This window comes from Rhodoblastus acidophilus (genome assembly GCF_900187365.1).
In the GTDB taxonomy this organism is placed as follows: domain Bacteria; phylum Pseudomonadota; class Alphaproteobacteria; order Rhizobiales; family Beijerinckiaceae; genus Rhodoblastus; species Rhodoblastus acidophilus.
The window spans coordinates 68750-93852 of record NZ_FYDG01000001.1; the positions used below are offsets into that span (position 1 = coordinate 68750).

A 25103-nucleotide genomic window follows, 5' to 3' on the forward strand; every position below is an offset into this window, starting at 1 on the left:
AAACCGCCGAGCGCATCATGAACTCACCCGTCACGCCTCCCCTCGCCTTGCGCGACCCCACTCTGCTGCGCGAAGCCGCCTATGTCGCCGGCGCCTGGATTCAGGGCGCCGAGCGTTTCGCCGTGCATAATCCGGCGACCGGCGCTCTGATCGGCCACGTTCCGCTGCTGGGCGCCGCCGAAACGAAACAGGCCATTGATTCGGCCGAAGCCGCCTTCCCCGACTGGCGCAAACGCGCCGCCAAGGAGCGCGCCGCCCTGCTGCTGCGCTGGCGCGACCTGATGCTGGAAAACGCCGAGGATCTCGCCCAGATCATGACGGCGGAACAGGGCAAGCCGCTGGCGGAAGCGCGCGGCGAAGTTTCCTACGCCGCCTCGTTCCTCGACTGGTTCGCCGAGGAGGCCAAGCGCGTCTATGGCGAGACCATTCCCTCCCCGACCAATGACCGTCGCCTGATCGCGCTGCGCGAGCCGATCGGCGTGTGCGCCGCGATCACGCCGTGGAATTTCCCGCTGGCGATGATCACGCGAAAAGTCGGACCGGCGCTGGCCGTAGGCTGCCCGATGATCGTCAAGCCGGCGGAAGCCACGCCGTTTTCCGCGCTGGCGCTGGCTGTGCTGGCCGAGCGCGCGGGCATTCCCGGCGCCCTGTTCCAGGTCGTCACCGGCGATCCCAAGAGCATCGGCGGCGAACTCACTTCCAATCCCACCGTGCGCAAACTCAGCTTTACGGGCTCGACGCAGACCGGCAAACTTTTGTACGCTCAGTGCGCGCCGACGGTGAAAAAGCTGTCGCTGGAGTTGGGCGGCAACGCGCCGTTTATCGTGTTCGACGACGCCGATCTCGACGCCGCCGTGACCGGGGCGCTCGCGTCGAAATTCCGCAATTCCGGCCAGACCTGCGTCTGCGCCAACCGGTTCTATGTGCAGGATAAAATCTACGACGCCTTCGTCGAGAAATTCGCGGAGGCCGTGGGCAAGCTTGTGGTTGGCGAAGGCGCAAAACCCAACGTCACCCAGGGGCCGCTGATCAATGCGGCGGCGATCGCCAAGGTGACGGCGCTGGTCGCCGACGCCCGCGACAAGGGTGGCCGCGTCGTGACCGGCGGCGCGCCGCATCCGGCCGGCGCCAATTTCTTCGCGCCGACCGTGATCGCCGACGCCAAGGCCGACATGCGCTTCGCCAAGGAGGAGATTTTCGGCCCGGTGGCGCCGGTGTTCCGCTTCTCCGACGAAGCCGAGGTGATCCGCCTCGCCAATGACACGGAGTACGGCCTCGCCGCCTATTTCTTCGCCCGCGACATCGGGCGGGTCTGGCGGGTGGCGGAGGCGCTGGATTACGGCATGGTCGCCATCAACACCGGCGCCTTCTCCAACGAAGTCGCGCCGTTCGGCGGCGTCAAGCAGTCCGGCTTCGGCCGCGAAGGCTCGCGGCTCGGCGTGGAGGAATATCTCGTCGTGAAAATGCTGGCGATGGCCGGGCTGTAACGCACGAAACGCTTCGAGGCGGCGCCCTGCGCGCCGCCTTGACATTCCCACGACACATTTCCAGCGCATAGCGAGCGAAGTGAAGCAATCCACTCATCGGCGCTCCCGAAGCCGACAGTCGGTGGCCGCGAAGTCCTGAGGATGTCGCGCGCTATCGCAGGGTGGATTGCTTCGCTTCGCTCGCTATCACGGGCGTGGGTCCGCGACGCCGAATCCATCCAGGCGTTTCCGTCTGACGCATCGCCGCCCAAAAACACGCCATCGCCGCCTGAGAGAATTCTGGACGGAATCGCTGCGCTGGCGAGGGCGGGCGCGCTCAATCGGCGCGCTGGCCCTTTCGCAAAAACGCCGCGAACCCCTTGGCGATGTCGGCGGAATCGGTCTGCGCGCCGGGCGCGTCGAGCGTCGCCAGCGCCTGATCCGCCAAACCTTCCGAAAGCGTCACGCCGCGCAGCGTGGTCAGCAGCGACCGCTCGAACTCCATGGTGAATTCCGGGTGGGCCTGCACGCTCACCGCCCAATCGTCATAGGCCAGCGCAGCCACCGGGCAATCGACGCCAGTGGCGAATTTTCGCGCGCCCTCGGGCGCCACCACCACCTGATCCTGATGAATGGCGTTGATGCGCAGAACTTTGGCTCCGTTCAGCCAGTCCGGCGCGCCATAGAGCGCGTAGGAGTTGAGGCCGAGACGCCAGCCGGCGGCGGCTTTTTCCACCCGGCCGCCTAGCGCCTTGGCGAGAATCTGATGGCCGAAGCAAATGCCGATCACACGGCGGCGCGCGGCCTGAGCGCGACGCAAAAAGTCCTCCAGCGCCAACATCCACGGCGCCTCGTCCAGCACCGAACAGCGCGAGCCCGTGATGACATAGGCGTCGCAGGCTTCAAGCGCGGGCAGCGGCTCCTCTTGCAGCCAATAACGGCTGAAGCGGATGTCGCTTTCTCCCGCGAACAGCCGCGTGACCATATCGACATAATCGCCATGCGCCGCAACGAGCTGCGGCGCGGGGCGCCCGGTTTCCAATACGCCAATGTGCATCATAGAAAGCCCAGATAGGTCTGATATTCGACGTCGGTGACGCGGCGGCGCAATTCTTCCATCTCCTGCCGCTTCACCGCCCCAAACGCGCGCATAAACGCCTCGCCGAAATATTTGCGCAGGATCTTGCCCTGCTCGAACGCCTCGACCGCCGTTTCAAATGTGGTCGGCAGCGGCAGCGCGGCGGCGCCGTCGGCATAGCCGTTGCCGGCGACCGGCGCGGGCGGATTCGCCTTGGTTTCGATGCCGTGCAGCGCGCCCGCGAGAATCGCCGCGAGAACCAGATAGGGATTGGCGTCGGCGCCGGCGACGCGATGCTCGAAGCGGCGCGCCTTCGGCCCGCTGGCGGGGATGCGCAGCGCCGAGGTGCGATTCTCATAGGCCCAGGAGGCCGCGACCGGCGCGTGCTGGCCCGGCAGCAGGCGACGATAGGAATTGAGATTCGGCGCCAGCATCAGCATGGCCTCGGGCATGGTCTCGATCATGCCCGCGATGGCGTGGCGCAGCAGGTCGGTCCCGGCGTCGCCGCCGTCGTCGAACACGTTGCGGCCGTCCTTGTCGAGCAGGCTGCAATGCACATGCAGGCCGCTGCCGGCGGAATCGCCATACGGCTTGGCCATGAACGTGCCGTGCAAATCATGGGCGCGGGCGACGCCGCGCACGAGGCGGCGCAACATCACCGCATGGTCGCCAGCGATCAAGGGATCGGCGACATGCAGCAGGTTGACCTCGAACTGGCCGCGTCCGTTCTCGACGCTGATCGCCTCGCTCGGCAGGTTCTGCGCGGCGCAGGCGTCGCGAATCGCGGTGAGCACGACGTCGAATTCATCGAGTTCGTCGAGCGCATACACGCGGGGCGCGTCGAGCGCATAGCCGGATTTTGGCGCGGCGGGGGGGCGCGGCTGGCCGCCGCCGGCGCTGTCGCCGGCCATCAGATAAAATTCCAGCTCGCTCGCCACCACCGGGGTCAGGCCGAGCGCGTGAAAACGCTTCACGATGGCGGCCAGCGCCTGGCGCGGATCGCAAGAGAACGGCGTGCCGTCGAGATTCTGCATCATGGTGAGCAGTTGCAGGCGCGGCCTCGGGCTCCAGGGCACGGGAACCAGACCTTCGCCGCAGGGCTTGCAAGAACCGTCGCCGTCGCCCGACTCCCAGACGAGGCCGTTGTCGTGGGCGTCATGGCCCCATATGTCCAGGCACAACACCGAGCGCGGCATTTTCAGCCCGTCCGAGAAAATCTTGCCGAGCGCCTCGCGCGGGATGCGCTTGCCGCGCAAAATGCCGTTGAGGTCGCAGGCGAGCAGATCGATTTCGGCCGCTTGCGGATGGCGGTCGAGCTCCCGAAGGGCGCTTTCCAGCGTCAGGGGGGCGGACGGGGACTGGGACATTCGGACCTCTCTCGCACGGCTTGCGGCGCACGCGCGCCATCGGCGAGCCGATGGGCCGTTGGCAAGGGCTGGGGACACGGGGCTTGAGTCCAGCGCAATTTCGTGTTGCGTTGGTCAAGAACGAGATTATTTTGATCACATTCTTGCGGCAGCGTCAACGCTTCGACCTTCGCAAGCGCGCCCATGGCGCGAAAAGCATCAGAAAGCGCGCCCATGGCGCGAAAAACGTCAGGAACAGCGCCGATGGCGCGAAAAGCGTCACAAAGCGCAAGGAGACGACATGGCCGCCGCAGCTTCGCTCAAACTGCCCGCGCTGGAAAGATTGCCCAAGGAAACAACCAACCAGTGGGTCTATCGCAGCCTGCGGCAGGCGGTGATGCTCGGTCTGGTGCCGCCCGGCCGTCCCGTCACCATCCGCGACGTCGCCAATATTCTGGAGGTCAGCACCACGCCGGTGCGCGAGGCGCTGCGCCGGCTGTCGTCGGAACAGGCGCTGGAGGAACTGGACAACCGCCGCATCCTCGTGCCCAACATGACGGCGGCGCGCTTCCGCGAATTGTGCGAACTGCGCATCGCGCTGGAATGTCACGCCGCCGAGCGCGCCATGCCCTATATGCACGGCGCCAAGCTGGACGAACTCGCGGCGATCGACAAGCGGCTCGACGACGCCAACGACGCCGGCGACCGCGAACGAATCATCGCGCTGAACCAACAGTTTCATCGCTTCATCTATGAGGCCAACCCCCACCAGACGGTGATGCCGCTGGTGGAGAGCGTGTGGCTGCAACTCGGCCCCTTTGTGCGACTCGCCCTGTCGCGGCTCAAGGATTTTTATCAGGTCGACCGCCATTCCGAGGCGATGGCGGCGCTGCGGCGGCAGGATCCGCTCGGCCTGCGCATCGCCATGGAGGCCGACATTCGCGACGCCCTGACCCATGTCGGCACCAATGAATTGCTGAAGGCCTATGTCGAAAGCCCCGACAGCATCGCATGAACCGCGCGCCCGCTGATTGAAGTTTGTGCGGGCGTTGCTGAAATTTGCGTCAAGACGATGACGATTCGGACGGCCTGACGCAAGGCCAGCGTCAGAGGCGCCGGCGCCACCCCCAGGAGAATCCGCACTATTCTCCTGAAATCACGAAAGAATCGCAGCATCAGCGCCCGATGCGGCGCGGCGCCCGGCGCCAGGGCGCGCGGCCTCGGCCCGCCGGTTGACAGCCCTTCGGCCGTGTGATCACATTTCGGTAATGTGATCACAAAAGGAGGGAGATCATGCCGCCTTTTCTCAGCCGCGCCGAAGTGGTCGAAAAAGCCGCCGCGCTCAAATTTCCCAGCCTCGCCGTGATCGACGGCGCGCATGTCAATGCCGCCGACGGCGCGACGATGGATTGCGTCAGCCCGGTCGATGGCGCGAAGCTGGCGGAGATCGCCGCCTGCGGCGCCGCCGACATCGACCGCGCCGTGGCCGCCGCCCACCGCGCCTTCGAGGACGGCCGCTGGCGCGCCCTGCCCCCGGCGCATCGCAAGCAGACCCTGCTGCGCTTCGCCGACCTGATCGAGCAGAACGAGCATGAACTGGCGCTGCTCGAAACGCTCGACATGGGCAAGCCGATTTCCGACGCGCTCGCCATCGACGTCGGCGCCACCGCGCGCTGCCTGCGCTGGTACGCCGAGGCGATCGACAAGGTTTACGGCGAGGTGGCGCCGACCGCCGCCAACGTGCTCGCCACCGTCACGCGCGAACCGCTCGGCGTGGTCGCGGTGGTGACGCCGTGGAACTTCCCGATGATCATGGCGGCGTGGAAGATCGCCCCCGCGCTCGCAAGCGGCAACAGCGTGATCCTGAAACCGGCCGAGCAAAGCTCGCTCACCGCTTTGCGCCTTGGCGAACTGGCGCTGGAGGCGGGCCTGCCGGCGGGCGTGCTCAACGTCACGCCGGGCGTCGGCCAGGTCGCCGGCGCCGCGCTCGGGATGCACAAGAATGTGGACGGCGTGTTCTTCACCGGCTCCACCGAAGTCGGCAAACTGTTCCTGACCTATTCCGGCGCCTCCAACATGAAGCGCGTCGGGCTGGAATGCGGCGGCAAGAGCGGCCACATTATCCTCGCCTCCTGCCGCCAGCTCGACCGCGCGGCGGCGGCGGCGGCGGGCGCCATTTTCTTCAACCAGGGCGAAATGTGCACGGCGGGATCACGGCTGATCGTCGAGCGCGGCGTGCATGACCAGGTGGTCGAGCGGCTGGTCGCCCTGGCGCGGGACTATCAGCCCGGCGACCCGCTCGATCCGGCGACGCGCATGGGCGCACTGGTGGAGGAAAACCATCTCGCCCGCGTGCTGAACTATGTCGAGATCGGCCGCTCCGAGGGGGCGACTTTGCTGACCGGCGGCGCGCGCGCAAGACAGGAAACCGGCGGCGCCTATATGACGCCCGCCATTTTCGACGGCGTCTCCAATTCCATGCGCATCGCCCGCGAAGAGATTTTCGGCCCGGTGCTGTCGATCATCACGGTGGACAGCCCGGCGGAGGCGGCGGCCGTCGCCAACGACAGCGATTTCGGCCTCGCTGCGGGCGTGTGGAGCGACGACGTGCGCGAACTGCACACCACCGCGGCAAAGCTGCGGGCCGGCATGATCTACGCCAATTGCTACGACGCCGACGACATGACGGTGCCGTTCGGCGGTTTCAAACAATCCGGCATCGGCCGCGACAAGTCGCTGCACGCGCTGGAAAAATACACCGAGCTGAAGACAACCTGGCTGCGCGTCTCCTGACGCGCGCGAACATAAGGTGAGGACGATGAATCACATCGACAAGGGCGCTCCCAACAGTCAGGCCATCTGGCAGGACCTCGACCGGCGCCATCATCTGCATCCGTTCACGGACACCAAGGCGCTCAACGCCAAGGGCGCGCGCATCATCACGCGCGGCGAGGGCTGCCACATCGTGGACGCCGAAGGCAAGAAGCTGCTCGACGGCATGGCCGGCCTGTGGTGCGTCAACCTGGGCTATAACCGCAAGGAGCTGGTCGAGGCCGCCGCCAACCAACTGAGCGCGCTGCCCTATTACAACAACTTCTTCAGCACCGCGAACACGCCCAGCGTCGAGCTGGCGGCGCGGATCGCGGAGGTGACGCCCGAGGGCCTCGACCACATCTTCTTCGCCAATTCCGGCTCGGAGGCCATCGACACCGCCATGCGCATGGCGCGGTTCTTCTGGCAGGCGGCGGGCAAGCCGGAAAAGACCTGGCTGATCGCGCGCGACAATTCCTATCACGGCTCGACCATCGCCGGGACTTCGCTTGGCGGCCAGAAGGAAATGCGCAAGCAGGGCGGCCCGCTGCTCGGCGACATCGCCCATGTGCCGCAGCCCTATTGGTACGGCGAGGGCGACGGCATGAGCGAGGACGAGTTCGGCCTCGCCCGGGCGCGGCTGATCGAAGAAAAGATCCTGGAGCTTGGGCCGGACCGCGTCGCCGCCGTGTTCGGCGAGCCGATCCAGGGCGCCGGCGGCGTGATCGTGCCGCCCAAAACCTACTGGCCGGAAGTCGAGCGCATCTGCCGCAAATATGACGTGCTGCTGGTGGCCGACGAAGTGATCTGCGGCTTCGGCCGCACCGGCTCGTGGTTCGGCTGCCAGACTTTTGGGTTCACGCCCGACATGATGACCATGGCCAAGGGCATGTCGTCCGGCTACCTGCCGATTTCCGCCGTGGCCGTCGGCACTCGGGTCGCCGACATGCTGATCGAGAACGGCGGCGAATTCTACCACGGCTTCACCTATTCCGGTCATCCGGCCTCGGCGGCGGTGGCGGTGGCGACGCTCGACATCATGCAGAATGAAAAACTGGTGGAGCGCGTGCGCGACGACATCGGGCCGTACTTCCAGAACGGCCTGCGCACGCTGCTCGATCATCCGCTGGTCGGGCGTATCGACGGCGTCGGCCTGATCGCCGGCATCGCGCTGGTGAAGAGCAAGGCGCCCAAAACCTTCTTCGACAGCGCCGCCAAGGCCGGCATGCGCGTGCGCGATCATTCCATCGCCAATGGCTTCATGATGCGCGCGGTCGGCGACCGCATGGCGCTGTCGCCGCCGCTGGTCATTTCGCATGAGGAAGTGGACGACCTCGTGCGCATCGTGCGCCAGGCGCTCGATCTCACGCTCGCCGAAATCGGCGGGGTCTGACGCGGCTTCACGCCATCCACAGGCGCGCGGGCCGGTTTGCCGGCCTGCGACCACAAAGCCAAAAAATCGCGCTCGCGGCACGGTCGGCTATCCCTTAAGTTGGGAGCTGAAACGGAGGCGTTCGCCGGAATCATTCCAGAAGATGAAACGAGGTCGGATCATGAAATCGAACACATTCCGCCAGATGCTTCTTGCCGGCGCCGCCCTGCTGATCGGCGCTGCGCCGGTCGCGGCCGCCGACACGACGCTGAACATCTATAACTGGAACGACTATATCGCGCCCGACACCGTGCCCGCTTTTGAAAAGGCGACGGGCATCAAGGTCACCTACGATCTTTACGACGCCAATGAGACGCTGGAAGGCAAGCTGTCCGCCGGCGGCTCCGGCTATGACATCGTGGTGCCGACGCTGATTCCCTTCGCGGCGCGCCAGATCAAGGGCGGATTTTACCAGAAGCTCGACAAGTCCAAGCTGAAGAACTACGCCCATCTCGACAAGAACCTGCTGGCGCGCATGGCGACGCAGGACGAGGGCAATTCCTATCTCGTGCCGTGGATGTCGGGCACGGTGGTGATGGCCTACAACGTGGACATGATCAAGAAGATCATGCCCGACGCGCCCGTCGACAGCCTGAAGATGCTGTTCGATCCGGCGGTGGCCGCCAAATTCAAGGGCTGCGGCATTTCCATCATGGATTCGCCGACCGAGGTGTTCCCGCCCGCCCTGATCTCGCTCGGCCTCAACCCCGATTCCAAGAAGCCCGAGGATCTGAAGAAGGCGGCGGCCTTGCTGATGAAGACGCGCCCGTCGGTGCGCCGCTATGACAGCGCCGAATATATCAACGCGCTGGCCAATGGCGACATCTGCATCGCCTGGGGCTATTCGTCGGACATGCAGGTGGCCAAGCACCGCGCGCAGGAGGCCGGCAAGGGCGTCGCCATCAATGTCGTCATCCCGAAGGAAGGCGCGCAACGCTACATCGACGTGCTGGCGATTCCGAAGGACGCGCCGCACGCCGAGGCCGCGCTGAAATTCATCGATTTCGTGATGCAGCCCGAGGAAATCGCCAAGACCTCCTCGAAAATCTACGTGATGAGCGGCAACGCCGACGCCAAGCCGTTCGTCGCGCCGGAAGTCGCGTCCGATCCCACCATCTTCCCGCCGCCGGAAGTGGAAAAGACCATTTACACCATCACCGGTTCGGACGCCGCCACCGACCGACTGCGCACCCGACTGTGGACGGAAATCAAGACCGGCCATTGAGGTTCCGGGGCTGCGCCCGCGCGGCCCTTTTTCTTCCCCGATCTTAGACGAGGCTTAATCGTGAACGTGTTGTTGCGTGAAGACGGTCTGCAGCCCTGGGCCGACAAGAAAGTGGCGCCGCAACTGTGCATAAGGAACGTCGTCAAGACGTTCGACGGCTTCACCGCCGTCAACGACGTCAGCCTCGACATCTATCGCGGCGAATTTTTCTCGCTGCTCGGCGGCTCCGGTTGCGGCAAGACCACGCTGCTGCGCATGTTGGCGGGCTTTGAGTTTCCCGACCGGGGCGGCATTTCGGTCGACGGCCTCGATCTGCTGAAGCTGCAGCCCTACGAGCGCCCGCTCAACATGATGTTCCAGAACTACGCTTTGTTCCCGCACATGAACGTCGCGAAGAACATCGCTTTCGGCCTGCGCAACGAGGGGCTGGGTCCCGACGAAATCGAGAAGCGCGTCAAGAAATCGCTGGAGCTGGTGCAACTGGAGGCGTTCGCCGAGCGCAAGCCCAACCAGCTGTCCGGCGGCCAGCGCCAGCGCGTGGCGCTCGCCCGCGCCCTGGTCAAGCGCCCGACCGTGCTGCTGCTCGACGAGCCGCTGTCGGCGCTCGACAAGAAACTGCGCGAGGCCACCCAGTTCGAACTGATCAACATTCAGAAGCAGGTCGGCGTCACCTTCATCATGGTCACGCATGACCAGGACGAAGCCATGGCCATGTCCACCCGCATCGCGGTGATGGACAAGGGCCGCGTGATCCAGGTCGGCGAGCCGCGCGAAATCTACGAATATCCGCGCTCCCGCTTCATCGCCACCTTCATCGGCTCGATCAACCTGTTGGAAGGGCCGGTGGTCGATTGCGGCGCCGACGGCTCGCGGGTCGATTGCGCGCAATGGGGCGGCCCGGTTCGCGTCGCGCAGGATTTGACCGCCCTGTCCGGCCACCACGTCGCCATCGGCGTGCGGCCCGAAAAGATCCGCCTGGCGCGGGCCGACGAGTTCGCCTTCACCGCCGACAATATTGCGGACGGCGTGGTGAAGGAGATCGCCTATCTCGGCGATTCCATGCTCTATCGCGTGCAATTGCCGAGCGGCCTGCTGGTCAAGGTCGCGGCGCAGAATCTCGGCGTGTGGTTCTCGGCGGACGAGCCGGTGCGCATCGGCTTCGACGCTTCCGCTGGCGTGGCGATCGACAAATGAGCGGCGAGCCGATTTTCTCCAACGCGCAGACGCGCAGTTTCGGCCGCTTTCTCACGGTCGCCATTCCCTACGCCTGGTTCATCACCTTCTTCCTGGCGCCGTTCCTGATCGTCGCCAAGATCAGCCTGTCCACGGCGGCGACGGCCATTCCGCCCTACGAGCCGCTGGTCGGCTGGGCCGATGACGGCGCGCTGGTGCTGACGCTGCACATCGCCAATTACAAGCTGATCTTCAGCGATTCCGTCTATCTGATCGCCTACGCCTCCTCGCTGCGCAATGCGGCGGTGACGGTGATCTTCACCCTGCTGCTCGGCTATCCCCTGGCCTATTTCATCGCCTCGCGCAGCGCCAAATGGCGCGCGCCGCTGCTGATGCTGGTGATGATGCCGTTCTGGACCTCGTTCCTGATCCGCGTCTACGCCTGGATCGGCATCCTGAAGCCCAACGGCGTCATCAATTCGACGCTGATCTGGCTGGGCGTGATCGACAAGCCGCTGGAAATCCTCAATAACCAGTTCTCCGTCTATCTTGGCATGGTTTACGCCTACCTGCCGTTCATGGTGCTGCCGCTCTATTCGCATCTGGAAAAGATGGACTGGTCGCTGCTCGAAGCCGCCAACGATCTCGGCGCGCGGCCGGCGCGGGTGTTCCGCGAGGTGACGCTGCCGCTGTCGATGCCGGGCATTGTCGCGGGCAGCCTGCTGGTGTTCATCCCGGCGGTCGGCGAATATATCATCCCGACGCTGCTCGGCGGTCCCGACACGCTGACCATCGGCGCGGCGCTTTGGAACGAATTCTTCAGCAACCATGACTGGCCGGTGGCCTCGACGGTCGCGGTGGCGCTGGTGGTGCTGCTGGTCGGACCGCTCATGATCTTGCAACGTCAACAGGGCACGGGGGGGCATCCATGAACGCCGCGCAAAGCCGGTTCCTGCTGGTGGCGATGTCGGTGCTGGCGCTGCTGTTTCTCTACGCGCCCATCGTCTCCATCGTCATCTATTCCTTCAACGAATCGCAACTCGTCACGGTTTGGTCGCGGTTTTCGACCAAATGGTACGCCGCGCTGCTGCACGACGACCAGATTCTTCGCGCCGCGCGCATCTCCATCGAAGTCGCGCTGTTGAGCGCAACGGGGGCCACCGTGCTCGGCACCTTCGCCGGCTACATCCTGTCGCGGTTCGGGCGCTTTCCCGGCCGCACGCTGTTCTCCGGCCTGGTGATGGCGCCTTTGGTGATGCCGGAAATCATCATGGGCATTTCCACCCTGCTGCTGTTCGTGGCGCTCGAAGCCGCCATCGGCTGGCCGCACCGCGACATCCAGACCATCGTGATGGCGCATATCACCTTCGCCACCGCCTTCGTCGCCGTCGTGGTGCAGAGCCGGCTGTCCGAGATCGACGTTTCGATCGAGGAAGCGGCGGCCGATCTGGGCGCGCGGCCGTTGCAGGTGTTCTTCCTCGTCACGCTGCCGCTGATCGCGCCGGCTTTGATGTCGGGTTTCTTGCTCGCGTTTTCGCTCAGCCTCGACGATCTCGTCATCACCTCCTTCGTCTCCGGCCCGAGTTCGACCACGCTGCCGATGGTGATCTTCTCCAAGGTGCGCCTGGGTCTCAATCCCGAGATCAACGCGTTGGGCGCGCTGATCATCCTGTTCGTCGGCGTCATCGCCACAATCGCCACCTTCCGCACCATTTTCGCCGACTGGCGCGGCAAGCGGAAGGTGGAGACGGCGACGGCCTGAGTCCCGCGCTGCGGAGGGCGGCTCATGCGCATTGACGTCCGCTTCCGCGACCGCGTCGGCATCGCGCAGGAAATCCTGGCGCGGCTGGCGGCGCAGAACCTCAATCTGACGGCGGTGGAAGTCGCGCCGCCGCACGTCTTCATCGAGGCGCCGCAACTGGCGCCGGGCCAATGGAGCGTTTTACGCGCGAACTTGAAAGATGTGCCGGGCGTCGCCGAGGCGCTGATCGTGGACATGCTGCCCGGCGCGCGGCAGCGGCTGCATCTCGACGCGCTGATGGCGGCGATGAAGGACCCGGTGCTGCTGGCCGACGCCGAGGGCGCGCTGCTCGCCGTCAACGAGGCGGCGCGGCGCGCGGCGGGGCGCGGCGACGTCGATCTGACCGGCCTGAGCATTGGCGCGCTGTTCGACGACGCAGCCTTGCAGCGCGAACTGACCGAAACCGGATTTGACGCCCCCTCGCGCGAAGTCATCTTGCGCGGGCGCGCCTTCCAGCTCGACATCGCCGGGGTGTCGGAGGATGGCCGCGCCGCCGGCGGCGTGCTGACGCTCTATTCGCCGGAACGGATCGGCGCGCGCATGCAGGCGCTGCGCGCCCCCGCCGAAGGGCTGGACGCGCTGGTCGGCGCCTCGCCCGCGATGAACGCGCTGAAGCAGCGGGCGGCGCGACTCGCGCCTTTATCCGCGCCGCTGCTGATCCTCGGCGAGACCGGCACCGGCAAGGAGCTGGTGGCGCAAGCCTGCCACCATCTTAGCCCGCGCCGGCGCGCCCCTTTCCTGGCGCTGAATTGCGCGGCGGTGCCGGAAAATCTCGCCGAGAGCGAGCTGTTCGGCTACGCCCCCGGCGCGTTCAGCGGCGCCTCGCGCGGCGGCAAGCCGGGCTTGCTGGAAATGGCGGCGGGCGGCACGGTGTTTCTCGACGAAATCGGCGAGATGTCGCTGTATCTGCAAGCCAAGCTGTTGCGCTTTCTCAACGACGGCTCGTTCCGGCGCGTCGGCGGCGACCGCGAATTGCGCGTCGACGTGCGGATCATTTCCGCCACCCACCGCGATCTGTCGGCCATGGTGGCGAGCGGCGCCTTCCGCGAAGACCTGTATTACCGGCTCGACGTGCTGCGCCTCAACGTGCCGCCGCTGCGCGAGCGCGGCGACGACGTGCTGCTGCTGGCCCGGCATTTCATCGAACGGGCGGCGGCGCAGACCGGACGCTCCGGCGCGCGGCTGTCGGCGGCCGGCGAAGCGGCGTTGCGCGCCGCCGACTGGCCCGGCAATGTGCGGCAGCTGGAAAACCTGCTGTTCCGCGCGGTGGCGCTGAGCGACGACGCCGAAATCGAGATCGGCGAGGAGGCGCGCCGCGCCGAAACGCCGCGCGAGGGCGACGAGCCCGCCGACTGGCGCAGCGGCGTCGAGGCTTACGAACGCGGCCTGCTGACGCGGCTGCTGCCGCGTTTCCCCTCCAGCCGCAAGCTAGCGGAGCGACTCGGCGTGTCGCACACGATGATCGCGCGCAAGCTCCAGCAATACGGCCTGACCGGCGGCGGCCGGGATTTGTGATCATAAAATGCTGCGCTGCGGCGCGCCTGCTCCCTCTCCCCGCGCGCGGGGAGAGGGTTAGGGTGAGGGGGATTCTGGCGTTAGCCCCGGTGTGTGAAATGGCTTTCCTGACGACGTTGAAGCCAGCGCCCCTCCCTCACTCCTGCCCTCTCCCCCCAACGAAGTCGGCTTTTGCCGACTTCGTCCTCATAAAGTGGCGCAAATCGGGTAAACCCGATTTGCGCGCGGGGAGAGGGAGAGGCGTCCGGCCCTTCATTTCAAGCCCCTCTGCCCAAGAACAAGGCTGCGTCCGCCGCTTCTTTGAGCAGAGTTGATCTCAAATTGCCCTTGGCAGATTCAAAGGCAAATGTGATCATATTTTCAACGCAAGAACGCTTTACGGTTCCTGCGCCGGGCTCGCCGCCGCGCCAATGCGCTTAAGCCGTCGCGCTCAAGAGTCGCCCCCGCGCGACCTCTCAACCCTGGTGGATAATGATCGTTGACCAAAAACTTTCCATCGCTCCGAGCCTGACGCAATGGCCTGAGATCGAAGTTCTCGAAGCCTTTGTCATCGACGTGAACGGCGTCGCCCGCGGCAAGTGGATCCCGCGCGACCGCGCCGCCGAAGTTCTGCAAAAGGGCATGGCCCTGCCCCGCTCCGCGCTCGCCCTGGACATCTGGGGCCGCGACGTCGATGAAGCCGGCCTCGCCACCGGCACCGGCGACCCCGACGGCCTGTGCATGCCGGTCGAAGGCACGCTCGCCCCGGCCACCTGGCTCGACCGCCCCACCGCCCAAATCCTGATGACCATGCGCGATTCGCGCGGCCAGCCCTTCTACGCCGACCCGCGCGGCGTGTTGTCCCGCATCTGCGATCGCTTCGCCGCACTCGACCTGCGGCCGGTCGTCGCCGCCGAACTGGAATTTTACCTGATCGACGCGACGAGATCGGCCACGGATCCGGTGCGGCCGCCAAAATCGCGCGCGGGCCGATGGCAGGGCTGGCAGACCCAGGTGCTATCTGTGTCGGAATTGCACGAGTTCGAGGGCTTGCTGTCCGAGATCACCCGCTGCGCCCGACTGCAAGGCATTCCGGTCGACGCCACCCTGCGCGAGAACGGCCCCGGCCAGTATGAGATCAACCTGAAGCATGTCGCCGACCCGCTGAAGGCGGCTGACCACGCCGTGCTGCTCAAGCGCGTGGTCAAGGGCGTCGCGCATCGCAACGGGCTCGACGCCACCTTCATGGCCAAGCCCTATGGCGATTGCGAGGGTTCGGGCATGCACGTGCATATCTCCATGCTCGACAAGGCCGGCCGCAACATTTTCGCCAGCGAGGACGGCAAGGGCAGCGCCGCCATGCTGCATGCGGTCGGCGGCCTCGTCTCCACCATGGGCGAGTCGATGGCGGTGTTCGCGCCGCACGCCAACAGCTATCGCCGGCTCACGCCCGGCGCCCACGCCCCGCTCTATGCGTCGTGGGACTACGACAACCGCACGGCGGCGGTGCGCCTGATCACCGCCAGCAAGTCCGCGTCGCGCATCGAGCACCGGGTCTGCGGCGCCGACGTCAATCCCTATCTGGCCATCGCCGCCATTCTCGCCGGCATGCACCACGGGTTTGCGAACGAACTGGCGCCGCCGCCGATTCCCGCCGCCAAGAGCGGCCTGCCCGAGGATCTCGAAGACGTGTTCGAGCGGCTGTCGAGCAATTGGGACGACGGCATCGAGGCGTTCGAGGAGTCCGACTTCATCGCCAACTATTTCGGCGCCGACTACCAGCGGCTTTACGCCGCCTGCAAGAAGCAGGAACTCGACGAGTTCCGCCAGCGCGTGACCGACGTCGAATACGACGCCTATTTGCGCAACGCGTAAGAATTCGGCCCGCGCGGCGCCTCCGCGCGGGCCTCCTCCAGAAGCCAGTCGCGCAGGCGCGCCAGCGGCTCCGATGCGGCGCTGTGCTCCGGCACGATCAGGTGATACGCCTTGTCGTCGCGATGCGCGTGCGCATTGGCGATCGCCAGCCGCCCCTCGCGCAATTCCTCCTCGATCAGCATGGCGGGAATCAGCGCGACTCCCGTTCCCAACATCGCCGCCTGCGCCGACATGGAGAACAGCTCCATTCTCATGCCCATCATGTCGCGCGGGACCAACAGCCCCCGTGCGGAAAACCAGTCGCGCCAGGCGTAGGGGCGCGTGGCCTGCTGGATCAGCGGCAGTTCGGCGATCTGCTCGGGCGTCAGGCTCTTGCGCCGCTTCAACAGCGACGGGCAGCAGACCGGATAAGAGTCCTCGTGCATCAACAGATGCGCCTGGGTGCCGGGCCAGCCCGCCAAGCCGAAATAGAGCGCGGCGTCAAAACCGCTGCCGTCGAACAGGAAGGGCCGCGTCTGGGTCGAGAGGTTGAGGCTGATGTCGGGATTTTGCGCGTAAAACCGGGCGAGGCGCGGCAGCAGCCAGCGCGTCGCGAAGGTCGGCATCACCGCCAGCTCCAGCGTGACGCCGCGCGAGGGTTGCGACATCAACGCGAGCGTGTCGCGCTCGATCTCGTCAAGGCGCAGGGCGATGCGCCGGCTGTAGGACTCGCCGGCCTCCGACAATTTGACGCCGCGCGGCAGGCGCACGAACAGCGGCACGCCGAGATGATCTTCGAGCTGCGCGATGCGCCGGCACACCGCGCCCTGCGTCAGGCCCAACTCCTCCGCCGCCTTGGTGAAACTGTCGTGGCGGGCGGCGCTTTCGAACGCCATAAGCGCGCCCAGGTTTGGAATTTTCCGTCGCATGCCCCCTCCCGCGCCCAACGTAAGCGAGGCCGCGATCTGTGACAATCGCGCACAAGTCAGTGTCGATTTGTCGTTTGTGCGCGGGGGAGCGGCGCTCTAATCGGGATCTGACAATAAAAAGCCTGGGGAGGAGAGGACATGGTTGCGACGGAGGCCGCGCGTCCACAAACGCAATCGGATCGAAAATACCGGATGCGATTGCAGTCGATCTTTCGGGGTTCGATCGGCAATCTCGTCGAATATTTCGACTGGTATGTTTATTCGGCGTTCCTGCTGTATTTCGCGCCGAAATTCTTTCCATCCGGCGATACGACCGCGCAATTGATGAACGGCGCGGCGATCTTCGCCGTCGGCTTCCTGGTGCGCCCGCTCGGCGGCTATCTGCTCGGCTCCTACGCCGACCGCAAGGGGCGACGCGCGGCGCTGATGCTGTCGGTCTGGCTGATGTGCGGCGGGTCGCTGGTGATCGCCTGCACGCCGACTTATGAAACCATCGGCGTCGCCGCGCCCATCGTGCTGCTGCTGGCGCGCCTGCTGCAAGGGATCAGCCTCGGCGGCGAATATGGCTCGTCCGCGACCTATCTGAGCGAAATGGCCACGCCGGGCCGGCGCGGTTTTTATTCGAGCTTTCAATATGTCACGATCATCATGGGCCAGTTGCTCGCCCTGCTGATCCTCGTGACCCTGCAGCGCGTGCTGCTGACCCCGGCGCAACTGGACGCCTGGGGCTGGCGCATTCCGTTCTTCGTCGGCGCGCTGATCGCCGCCGGCGCGATCTGGCTGCGGCGCGGCATGGCCGAAACCGACTCCTTCACCGACCACACGTCGAGTTCGCCAAAACGGTCGAACATTCGCGAATTGGCGCGGCATCCGCGCGAGGTCGGCGTCGTGCTCGCCCTGACCGCCGGCGGCACTGTGTCGTTCTACACGTTCACCACCTATATGCAGAAATATCTCGTCAACACGACGGGGTTTTCCAAAGACGACGCCACGCTGATCTCGACCTTCGCGCTGCTGTTCTTCATGGTCATACAGCCGCTGGCGGGGATGTTGTCGGATTTCATCGGCCGCCGCGCCATGCTGATCGGCTTTGGCGCGCTGGGCGCGACCTGCACGGTTCCCCTGCTGACGGCGCTGGCGGAAAAGCAGAGCTTTGGCTCGGCGCTGATCTGGTATGGCTGCGCGCTGCTGATCACCACCGGCTACACGTCGATCAACGCCATCTTCAAGGCGGAATTGTTTCCGGTCCACATTCGCGCGCTCGGCGTCGGCTTTCCCTTCGCTGTGGGCGTGTCGCTGTTCGGCGGCACGGCGGAATATCTCGCGCTCTGGCTCAAGAGCATCGGCCACGAGGTCTGGTTCTATTATTACGTCAGCGCCTGCGCCGGGCTGTCGCTCATCGTGTCCCTCTTCATGAAGGACCCGATGGCCGTGTCGAAAATCGAAAAATAACTTTGGAGAACGCCCCATGTCGTCCACCCGCGTCCCCTTCAATGCGCAGGATCCGTTCGCGCTCGATGCGCAACTCACCGCCGACGAGCGTCTGATCCGCGACACCGCGCAACGCTACGCCACGGACAAACTGGCGCCGCGCGTGCAAAACGCCTTTCGCCATGAGCAGACCGATGTAGCGATCTTCCGCGAAATGGGCGAACTCGGCCTGCTCGGCCCGACCATTCCCGAGGAATTCGGCGGCGCCGGCCTCGGCTATGTCTCCTACGGCCTGGTGGCCCGCGAGATCGAGCGGATCGATTCCGGCTATCGCTCGATGATGTCGGTGCAATCCTCGCTGGTGATGGTTCCGATCTGCGAGTTCGGCTCGGAGGAACAGAAGCGCAAATATCTGCCGAAACTGGCGAGCGGCGAATGGATCGGCTGTTTCGGCCTGACCGAGCCGAACCATGGCTCCGACCCCGCCTCGATGGCGACGCGGGCGCGAAAAGTGCCCGGCGGATTCTCGTTGTCCGGCTCGAAAATGTGGATCACCAATTCACCCATCGCCGACGTCTTCGTGGTCTGGGCCAAGGACGACGCGGGCGACATTCGCGGTTTCGTTCTTGAGAAGGGGATGAAAGGCCTGTCCGCCCCGGCGATCCATGGCAAGGTCGGCCTGCGCGCCTCGATCACCGGCGAGATCGTGATGGACGAGGTTTTTGTGCCGGAAGACGCGATGCTGCCCAAGGTCAAGGGGCTGAAAGGCCCGTTCACCTGCCTCAACTCCGCCCGGTTCGGCATCGGTTGGGGCGCGCTCGGCGCCGCCGAAGCGTGTTACGAGACGGCGCGCTCCTATACGATCGACAGAAAGCAGTTCGGCCGTCCGCTCGCCGCCAACCAGCTGATCCAGAAGAAGCTGGCCGACATGATCACGGAGATTTCGCTCGGCCTGCAGCTCTGCCTGCGGCTGGGCCGGCTGAAGGAGGAGGGCGACGCCCCGGTTGAGCTGACCTCCATCGTCAAGCGCAATTCCTGCGGCAAGGCGCTGGACATCGCCCGCGCCGCGCGCGACATGCTCGGCGGCAACGGCATTTCCGACGAATTCTGCGTGGCGCGGCATCTGGTCAATCTGGAGGTCGTCAACACCTATGAAGGCACCCACGACATTCACGCCCTGATCATCGGCCGCGCCGTCACCGGCCTCGCGGCCTTCGCGAACTAGCCCGATGGGCGCGCTGTCCCACCTGCGCGTGCTCGACCTGTCGCGCGTGCTGGCCGGCCCCTGGGCCAGCCAGTTGCTCGGCGATCTCGGCGCGGAGATCATCAAGATCGAGAACCCCAATGGCGGCGACGATACGCGCGCCTGGGGGCCGCCCTATGCGAAAACGCCCGAGGGGGCGGACAGCGACATCGCCGCCTATTTCCTCGCCGCCAACCGCAACAAGAAATCGGTCGCGCTGGACATTTCCAAACCCGAGGGTCAGGAGATCGTGCGCAAGCTGGCCGCCTGCTCCGATGTGCTGATCGAGAACTTTAAGGTCGGCGGCCTCGCCAAATATGGGCTGGATTACGCCAGCCTGTCGCAGGTCAATCCGCGTCTCGTCTATTGCTCGATCACCGGCTTCGGCCAGACCGGCCCCTATGCGAAACGCCCCGGCTATGACTTTCTCATTCAGGGGCTGGGCGGACTGATGAGCCTGACCGGCCATCCCGACGGCGCGCCCGGCGGCGGCCCGATGAAAGTCGGCGTCGCCCTCACCGACGTGCTGACCGGCCTTTACGCCTCCAACGCCATTCTGGCGGCGCTGGCCTGGCGCGAGCGATCCGGCAAGGGCCAGCACATCGACCTCGCCCTGCTCGACGTGCAGGTCGCCTGCCTCGCCAATCGCAGCCTGAATCAGCTGGTTGGAAGCCCCGGCGCGGGACGGCTCGGCAATGCCCATCCGTCCATCGTGCCCTATCAGGATTTCCCCACCGCCGACGGCCACATGATTCTCGCCGTGGGCAATGACGGGCAATTCGCGCGCTTCTGCGCCGAGGCCGGCGCGGCCGACCTTGCGGCGGACCCGCGTTACGCCACCAATGCGGCGCGCGTCGCCAACCGAGACGAACTGGTGGAAAAACTGCGCGCCCTCACCGTCACGCGCACGACCAAGGACTGGATCGCGACGCTGGAAAAGGCGGGGGTGCCCTGCGGGCCGATCAACGAATTGCGCGACGTGTTCGCCGACCCGCAGGCGCAGGCCCGCGAACTGGCGCGCGAACTGCCGCACGAGAGGCTCGGCTCGGTACCGACCGTGGCCAATCCGATCCGGCTGTCGGAGACGCCGGCGGCCTATCGCAGCGCGCCGCCCGATCTCGGGGCGCATACGCGCGAGGTGCTGGCGGGACTGGGCGTCGTCGCCGAAGCCGACATGGACGATCTGGAGGCGCGCGGCGTTGTGGGCCGCCGCGCCTGAGCCGGCTTCATGGGCGGAGCCGGACGGTTTGACCGCCGCCCGCGCTCAGGCGCGGGCGCGACAAAGCCGGTCGCGCCGCTGATTAGAACGGAATGTCGTCGTCCAGCGTATCCGAGGTGCGGCCGGCGCCCGAACCGCCGCCAAAACCGCCGCCCTGACCGCCGCCTTGGCCGCCCGACGGGCCGCGCTGCATCGGCGAGGAGCGGCCAAAGCTTTCGCCGCCGCCATAGGAGCCTTCCTCACCGCCGCGTCCCCGGCTGTCGAGCAGGGTCAGCTCGCCACGGAAGCGCTGCAACACCACCTCCGTGGTCTTGCGCTGGTTGCCTTCCTTGTCGGTGAATTCGCGGGTCTGCAACTGGCCTTCCAGGTAGATCTTCGCGCCCTTCTTGCAATATTGCTCGGCGATCTTGCCCAGGTTCTCGTTGAAGATCACCACATTGTGCCATTCGGTGCGGTCGCGGCGCTCGCCCGTGGCCTTGTCGCGCCAGCTTTCGGTGGTGGCGAGCGAAAAGGTCACAACGGGATCGCCATTGCCGGTGCGGCGCGTTTCGGGATCGCGGCCGAGATTGCCGATGAGAATGACCTTGTTGACGCTTCCCGACATATGTTCTTCCCTTACTTACTGGCGGCGCATCTTATATGGATCGCGCGCCTGACGCGCGTCCGGTTTTTGCTTTTCCACAGATGCTCTCAGGCCGACGTTCTTTTTCTGTTCTAGCAAGACGGCGCGAAATGTGCAAGAACGCGCCACAGGACGCCGCGCCGCGCTTGAGGCGAAAACCGGACGCCGCCTCCGGATCGGACTGGCGAAAGCGCGGGCGCGGGTTAAATAGTCGGAGAAATCCGCCGGACATGACCATGGATCAGAAAACGAAAACGCCCGCCCGCAAGCCCCGGACGTCCGCCCCCGCCGCGGCCGAAACGCCGGAACAGATCGCGCTGCGCGTCGGCGAAGGCCGGGTGATCGCGCTGCGCGGCGCGCGCGAGCACAATCTCAAAAACGTCGACCTGACCATTCCCCGCGACAAGCTGGTGGTGTTCACGGGCCTGTCGGGCTCCGGCAAGAGTTCGCTCGCCTTCGACACGATCTACGCCGAAGGGCAGCGCCGCTATGTCGAAAGCCTGTCGGCTTACGCGCGGCAGTTTCTGGAAATGATGCAGAAGCCGGACGTGGACCATATCGAGGGCCTGTCCCCGGCGATTTCCATCGAACAGAAGACCACGTCGAAGAATCCGCGCTCGACCGTCGGCACGGTGACGGAAATCCACGATTACATGCGCCTTTTGTGGGCGCGCGCCGGCATTCCCTATTCGCCGGCCACGGGACTGCCGATCGAGAGCCAGACGGTCAGCCAGATGGTGGACCGCGTGCTCGCCCTGCCCGAACGCGCCCGCCTCTACCTGCTGGCGCCGGTAGTGCGCGGGCGAAAAGGCGAATATCGCAAGGAAATCGCCGAATTTTTGAAGCGCGGCTTTCAGCGCGTGAAGATCGACGGCGCGTTTTACGACATCGCCGACGTCCCCACGCTCGACAAGAAGCTCAAGCACGACATTGACGTGGTGGTGGACCGCATCGTGGTGCGCGCCGACATTTCCGCGCGGCTGGCGGAAAGTTTTGAGACGGCGCTCGAACTGGCCGACGGCATCGCCGTGGTGGAGTTCGCGGACAGCGAAGGCAAGGAGCCGATTGTCTTTTCGTCGAAATTTTCCTGCCCGGTGTCCGGCTTTTCCATTCCCGAGATCGAGCCGCGCCTGTTTTCGTTCAACAATCCGTTCGGCGCCTGCCCAAAATGCAGCGGCATCGGTTTTGAACAGAAGGTGGACGCCGACCTGATCGTTCCCAATCCCGAACTGACGCTGAAAAAAGGCGCCATCGCGCCCTGGGCTAAGTCGCCCTCGCCCTATTACGGCCAGACGCTGGAGGCTTTGGGCCGCGCCTTCAAGTTCCGGGTCGAGGACCGCTGGTCCAAACTGTCGCCCGTCGCCAAGGAGATGATCCTCTACGGCACCGGCGAGCAGGACATTCTGTTTCAATATTCCGACGGCAACCGCTCCTATGAGGTGAAAAAGCCGTTCGAAGGCGTGATCCGCAATCTGGAGCGGCGCATCGTCGAGACGGAAAGCGATTGGGTGCGCGAGGAAATCGGCCGCTACATGACGGCCAAGCCCTGCAAGGCCTGTTCCGGCTTCCGGCTCAAGCCGGAAGCGCTGGCGGTCAAGGTCGATCACAAACACATTGGCGAGGTGTCCGAGCTTTCGGTGCGCGATGCGCAAAAATTCTTCGCCGCGCTGCCCGAAAAGCTCGATTCCAAGCGCAACGAGATCGCCGGCCGCATTTTGCGCGAAATCGACGAGCGTCTGCGCTTTCTGGTCGATGTCGGCCTCGATTATCTCACGCTGTCGCGCAATTCCGGCACCTTGTCGGGCGGCGAGAGCCAGCGCATCCGGCTGGCGTCGCAGATCGGCTCGGGGCTGACCGGCGTGCTCTATGTGCTGGACGAGCCGTCGATCGGTCTGCACCAGCGCGACAACGCCCGGCTGCTGGAGACGCTGAAGCGGCTGCGCGACCTCGGCAATTCCGTGATCGTGGTCGAGCATGACGAGGACGCCATCCGGCTCGCCGATTACGTGGTCGACGTCGGCCCCGGCGCCGGCGTGCATGGCGGCCGGATCGTGTCGCAGGGCACGCCGGCGCATATCATGGCCGATCCTAATTCGCTGACCGGCGACTATCTCACCGGGCGCAAGGAGGTGGCGACGCCGAAAACGCGGCGCAAGCCAGACCCCGAACGCATGTTGGGCCTGTTCGGGGCGCGCGGAAACAACCTGCGCAATGTCGACGTCGAGATCCCCCTGGGGCTGTTCACCTGCATCACCGGCGTGTCGGGGGGCGGCAAGTCCACCCTGGTCATCGACACGCTCTACAAGGCGGTGGCGCGGCGGCTCAATGGCGCGCTGGAGCAGCCCGCGCCGTTCGACCGGCTGGAAGGGCTGGATCACATCGACAAGGTGATCGACATCGACCAGTCGCCGATTGGACGGACGCCGCGCTCGAACCCGGCCACCTATATCGGCGCCTTCACCCCCATCCGCGACTGGTTCGCCAATCTGCCGGAGGCCAAGACGCGCGGCTACGGCCCCGGCCGCTTCTCCTTCAACGTCAAGGGCGGACGCTGCGAGGCCTGCCAGGGCGACGGCGTCATCAAGATCGAGATGCACTTTTTGCCCGACGTGTACGTCACCTGCGACGTCTGCAAGGGCAAGCGCTATGACCGGGAGACGCTGGAAGTTCGCTACAAGGACAAGAGCATAGCCGACGTTCTTGACATGACCGTCGAAGAGGCCGGCGAGCTGTTCAAGGCGGTGCCGTCGATCCGCGACAAGATGAAGACGCTGTCGCGGGTCGGGCTGGGTTACGTCAAGGTCGGCCAGCAGGCGACCACTCTGTCGGGCGGCGAGGCGCAGCGCGTCAAGCTGTCGAAAGAATTGTCCCGGCGCGCCACCGGGCGGACTCTTTACATCCTGGATGAGCCGACAACTGGCTTGCATTTCCACGATGTAAAGAAGCTTCTTGAAGTTTTGGATGAACTTGTCGAGCAGGGCAACAGCGTGGTGGTGATCGAGCACAATCTCGATGTGGTGAAGACGGCGGATTGGGTGATCGACCTCGGCCCCGAGGGCGGCGACGGCGGCGGAACCATTGTCGCGGAGGGGCCGCCGGAGACGATCATGAAGACCAAGGCCTCGCACACCGGCCGCTTCCTGAAGGAGGCGCAGCAGCGCCGGCCGGCGTCATAAATTCGTCCGCAAGGCGGCCTAGGGGATGGGCCGCGTCAACGCTCATGCGCGTCGCGCGCGAAGTTTTCATGCGCGAGACGCAGTCCTGCAATGCAAAATTGTGGGTTTCAAAATAGTTCACGTCCGATCAATATGGTCCTTACGGAAGATTTGACGTTCCGGAACAGTTTCCCAGCGAACGGGTGTGGACATCCCCCGTTCGCAGATACGCCCGCCGGTTCCTCCCCCCGGCGGGCGTTGTCTTTTCAGGATATCTTTAATCCGCCGGCTGGCGTTTCCGGTCAGACGTTGGAAACGGTCCAGCGGGCGAGATCGCCAAGCACACGGCTGAAGGCGCGGTCGAGCGCCTGGGCCGGCTCCGCGCCCGTGATTTCGCCGACGCCCTCGCGCGCGGAAAACACCCGCGCCGGGCCGCTGTTGATCTGGACCGCCAATTCGACCACAGCCTCGCGCCGCACGGAATCGACCTCGAACCGCCGCACGGAGACGCGCAGCCGCACGGCGGCGGCTTCCGCGACGCGCCAACCGGCGTTCTGCAGGCTTTCCGTCACGCGGCTCTGCGCCAGGCGCGGCAGGATTTCCGCCCAATGCGCGCCGCCGAGCCGCTCCAGCCCATCCGCCGTGCGGACCACGATGAGATCGCCGTCGAGCGGCGGTTCGGCGGTGAGATCGACCGCCAGCGTCCCGCGCGCGTGCAGCGCCGGGGCGGCGGCGCTCAAGTCATAGGTCCGCGGGGCGGTCGTCGCCGCGCAACCCGCGAGGGCCAGCGCGAAAGCCAGCAGGAAAGACAGCCGCGTCGCCAT

At 65.5% G+C, this 25103-nt stretch carries 19 protein-coding genes; 14 read left to right on the forward strand and 5 right to left on the reverse strand.

The window, feature by feature from the left end; all coding sequences use genetic code 11:
- The first annotated feature begins 17 nt into the window (after positions 1–17).
- Positions 18–1487, forward strand: a complete 1470-nt coding sequence (locus CFB24_RS00285) for an NAD-dependent succinate-semialdehyde dehydrogenase (RefSeq protein WP_088518576.1) — start codon at positions 18–20, stop codon at positions 1485–1487.
- Positions 1488–1803: 316 nt separating this feature from the next.
- On the opposite strand, the gene CFB24_RS00290 is transcribed toward CFB24_RS00285, so the two are convergent.
- Both CFB24_RS00290 and CFB24_RS00295 read right to left on the reverse strand, forming a co-directional pair.
- On the reverse strand, positions 1804–2526 hold the full coding sequence (locus tag CFB24_RS00290) for a glutamine amidotransferase-related protein (RefSeq protein ID WP_206605474.1): 723 nt from the start codon (positions 2524–2526) through the stop codon (positions 1804–1806).
- On the reverse strand, positions 2523–3911 hold the full coding sequence (locus tag CFB24_RS00295; protein ID WP_088518577.1) for a glutamine synthetase family protein: 1389 nt from the start codon (positions 3909–3911) through the stop codon (positions 2523–2525). Before CFB24_RS00295 ends, CFB24_RS00290 begins: the two co-directional genes overlap by 4 nt.
- 280 nt (positions 3912–4191) lie before the next feature.
- Between CFB24_RS00295 and CFB24_RS00300 the strand changes: the two genes are divergently transcribed.
- The 9 genes from CFB24_RS00300 (at position 4192) to CFB24_RS00340 (ending at position 15701) form a co-directional block, all read left to right on the forward strand.
- The gene (locus CFB24_RS00300; RefSeq protein WP_088518578.1) at positions 4192–4905 is read left to right on the forward strand and encodes a GntR family transcriptional regulator; all 714 of its coding nucleotides are present in this window, start codon (positions 4192–4194) and stop codon (positions 4903–4905) included.
- A 278-nt stretch (positions 4906–5183) separates the two neighbouring features.
- Positions 5184–6683, forward strand: coding sequence for an aldehyde dehydrogenase (locus CFB24_RS00305; protein ID WP_088518579.1), 1500 nt, complete (start codon positions 5184–5186; stop codon positions 6681–6683).
- Positions 6684–6708: 25 nt separating this feature from the next.
- Positions 6709–8094: an aspartate aminotransferase family protein gene (locus CFB24_RS00310; protein ID WP_088518580.1), complete on the forward strand. Its 1386-nt coding sequence runs from the start codon at positions 6709–6711 to the stop codon at positions 8092–8094.
- Between the two features lie 160 nt (positions 8095–8254).
- A complete protein-coding gene (locus CFB24_RS00315; protein ID WP_170068164.1) occupies positions 8255–9358 on the forward strand; it encodes a polyamine ABC transporter substrate-binding protein in 1104 nt (367 codons plus the stop codon).
- 60 nt (positions 9359–9418) lie between these two features.
- A complete protein-coding gene (locus CFB24_RS00320) occupies positions 9419–10552 on the forward strand; it encodes an ABC transporter ATP-binding protein (protein WP_176440399.1) in 1134 nt (377 codons plus the stop codon).
- On the forward strand, positions 10549–11463 hold the full coding sequence (locus CFB24_RS00325) for an ABC transporter permease subunit (protein ID WP_088518583.1): 915 nt from the start codon (positions 10549–10551) through the stop codon (positions 11461–11463). The genes CFB24_RS00320 and CFB24_RS00325 overlap by 4 nt, the downstream gene beginning before the upstream one ends.
- Positions 11460–12293, forward strand: coding sequence for an ABC transporter permease subunit (locus CFB24_RS00330; protein ID WP_088518584.1), 834 nt, complete (start codon positions 11460–11462; stop codon positions 12291–12293). Before CFB24_RS00325 ends, CFB24_RS00330 begins: the two co-directional genes overlap by 4 nt.
- 24 nt (positions 12294–12317) lie before the next feature.
- Entirely contained in the window at positions 12318–13847 is a 1530-nt protein-coding gene (locus CFB24_RS00335) for a sigma 54-interacting transcriptional regulator (RefSeq protein ID WP_088518585.1), read from the forward strand.
- Between the two features lie 471 nt (positions 13848–14318).
- The gene (locus tag CFB24_RS00340) at positions 14319–15701 is read left to right on the forward strand and encodes a glutamine synthetase family protein (RefSeq protein WP_088518586.1); all 1383 of its coding nucleotides are present in this window, start codon (positions 14319–14321) and stop codon (positions 15699–15701) included.
- Here the strand turns inward: CFB24_RS00340 and CFB24_RS00345 are convergent.
- Positions 15683–16609 carry a LysR family transcriptional regulator gene (locus CFB24_RS00345; RefSeq protein WP_088518587.1) on the reverse strand — a complete coding sequence of 309 codons (927 nt, stop codon included), beginning with the start codon at positions 16607–16609 and terminating at the stop codon, positions 15683–15685. The genes CFB24_RS00340 and CFB24_RS00345 overlap by 19 nt on opposite strands.
- Positions 16610–16747: 138 nt before the next feature.
- Here CFB24_RS00345 and CFB24_RS00350 point away from each other — a divergent pair, with 138 nt between their 5' ends.
- From CFB24_RS00350 to CFB24_RS00360, 3 genes are read left to right on the forward strand one after another with little or no spacing between them, the layout of a single operon-like run.
- Positions 16748–18061 carry an MFS transporter gene (locus CFB24_RS00350; RefSeq protein ID WP_170068163.1) on the forward strand — a complete coding sequence of 438 codons (1314 nt, stop codon included), beginning with the start codon at positions 16748–16750 and terminating at the stop codon, positions 18059–18061.
- Between the two features lie 16 nt (positions 18062–18077).
- Entirely contained in the window at positions 18078–19265 is a 1188-nt protein-coding gene (locus tag CFB24_RS00355) for an acyl-CoA dehydrogenase (protein WP_088518589.1), read from the forward strand.
- A gap of 4 nt (positions 19266–19269) precedes the next feature.
- On the forward strand, positions 19270–20502 hold the full coding sequence (locus tag CFB24_RS00360) for a CaiB/BaiF CoA transferase family protein (protein ID WP_088518590.1): 1233 nt from the start codon (positions 19270–19272) through the stop codon (positions 20500–20502).
- An 82-nt stretch (positions 20503–20584) separates the two neighbouring features.
- Here the strand turns inward: CFB24_RS00360 and ssb are convergent, their stop codons facing one another.
- Positions 20585–21106: a single-stranded DNA-binding protein gene (ssb, locus tag CFB24_RS00365; RefSeq protein ID WP_088518591.1), complete on the reverse strand. Its 522-nt coding sequence runs from the start codon at positions 21104–21106 to the stop codon at positions 20585–20587.
- A 254-nt stretch (positions 21107–21360) separates the two neighbouring features.
- Here ssb and uvrA point away from each other — a divergent pair, with 254 nt between their 5' ends.
- Entirely contained in the window at positions 21361–24300 is a 2940-nt protein-coding gene (gene uvrA, locus CFB24_RS00370) for an excinuclease ABC subunit UvrA (protein WP_245295397.1), read from the forward strand.
- Between the two features lie 281 nt (positions 24301–24581).
- Here uvrA and CFB24_RS00375 read toward each other — a convergent pair whose 3' ends face one another.
- Positions 24582–25103, reverse strand: coding sequence for an ABC-type transport auxiliary lipoprotein family protein (locus CFB24_RS00375; protein ID WP_088518593.1), 522 nt, complete (start codon positions 25101–25103; stop codon positions 24582–24584).

Excerpts from the sequence above, each read along its gene's own strand:
- CFB24_RS00285 (WP_088518576.1), top strand. The coding sequence starts at position 18 with ATGAACTCACCCGTCACGCCTCCCCTCGCCTTGCGCGACCCCACTCTG.
- CFB24_RS00290 (WP_206605474.1), bottom strand. The coding sequence starts at position 2,526 with ATGATGCACATTGGCGTATTGGAAACCGGGCGCCCCGCGCCGCAGCTC.
- CFB24_RS00295 (WP_088518577.1), bottom strand. The coding sequence starts at position 3,911 with ATGTCCCAGTCCCCGTCCGCCCCCCTGACGCTGGAAAGCGCCCTTCGG.
- CFB24_RS00300 (WP_088518578.1), top strand. The coding sequence starts at position 4,192 with ATGGCCGCCGCAGCTTCGCTCAAACTGCCCGCGCTGGAAAGATTGCCC.
- CFB24_RS00305 (WP_088518579.1), top strand. The coding sequence starts at position 5,184 with ATGCCGCCTTTTCTCAGCCGCGCCGAAGTGGTCGAAAAAGCCGCCGCG.
- CFB24_RS00310 (WP_088518580.1), top strand. The coding sequence starts at position 6,709 with ATGAATCACATCGACAAGGGCGCTCCCAACAGTCAGGCCATCTGGCAG.
- CFB24_RS00315 (WP_170068164.1), top strand. The coding sequence starts at position 8,255 with ATGAAATCGAACACATTCCGCCAGATGCTTCTTGCCGGCGCCGCCCTG.
- CFB24_RS00325 (WP_088518583.1), top strand. The coding sequence starts at position 10,549 with ATGAGCGGCGAGCCGATTTTCTCCAACGCGCAGACGCGCAGTTTCGGC.
- CFB24_RS00330 (WP_088518584.1), top strand. The coding sequence starts at position 11,460 with ATGAACGCCGCGCAAAGCCGGTTCCTGCTGGTGGCGATGTCGGTGCTG.
- CFB24_RS00335 (WP_088518585.1), top strand. The coding sequence starts at position 12,318 with ATGCGCATTGACGTCCGCTTCCGCGACCGCGTCGGCATCGCGCAGGAA.
- CFB24_RS00340 (WP_088518586.1), top strand. The coding sequence starts at position 14,319 with ATGATCGTTGACCAAAAACTTTCCATCGCTCCGAGCCTGACGCAATGG.
- CFB24_RS00345 (WP_088518587.1), bottom strand. The coding sequence starts at position 16,609 with ATGCGACGGAAAATTCCAAACCTGGGCGCGCTTATGGCGTTCGAAAGC.
- CFB24_RS00350 (WP_170068163.1), top strand. The coding sequence starts at position 16,748 with ATGGTTGCGACGGAGGCCGCGCGTCCACAAACGCAATCGGATCGAAAA.
- CFB24_RS00355 (WP_088518589.1), top strand. The coding sequence starts at position 18,078 with ATGTCGTCCACCCGCGTCCCCTTCAATGCGCAGGATCCGTTCGCGCTC.
- CFB24_RS00360 (WP_088518590.1), top strand. The coding sequence starts at position 19,270 with ATGGGCGCGCTGTCCCACCTGCGCGTGCTCGACCTGTCGCGCGTGCTG.
- ssb (WP_088518591.1), bottom strand. The coding sequence starts at position 21,106 with ATGTCGGGAAGCGTCAACAAGGTCATTCTCATCGGCAATCTCGGCCGC.
- uvrA (WP_245295397.1), top strand. The coding sequence starts at position 21,361 with ATGGATCAGAAAACGAAAACGCCCGCCCGCAAGCCCCGGACGTCCGCC.
- CFB24_RS00375 (WP_088518593.1), bottom strand. The coding sequence starts at position 25,103 with ATGGCGACGCGGCTGTCTTTCCTGCTGGCTTTCGCGCTGGCCCTCGCG.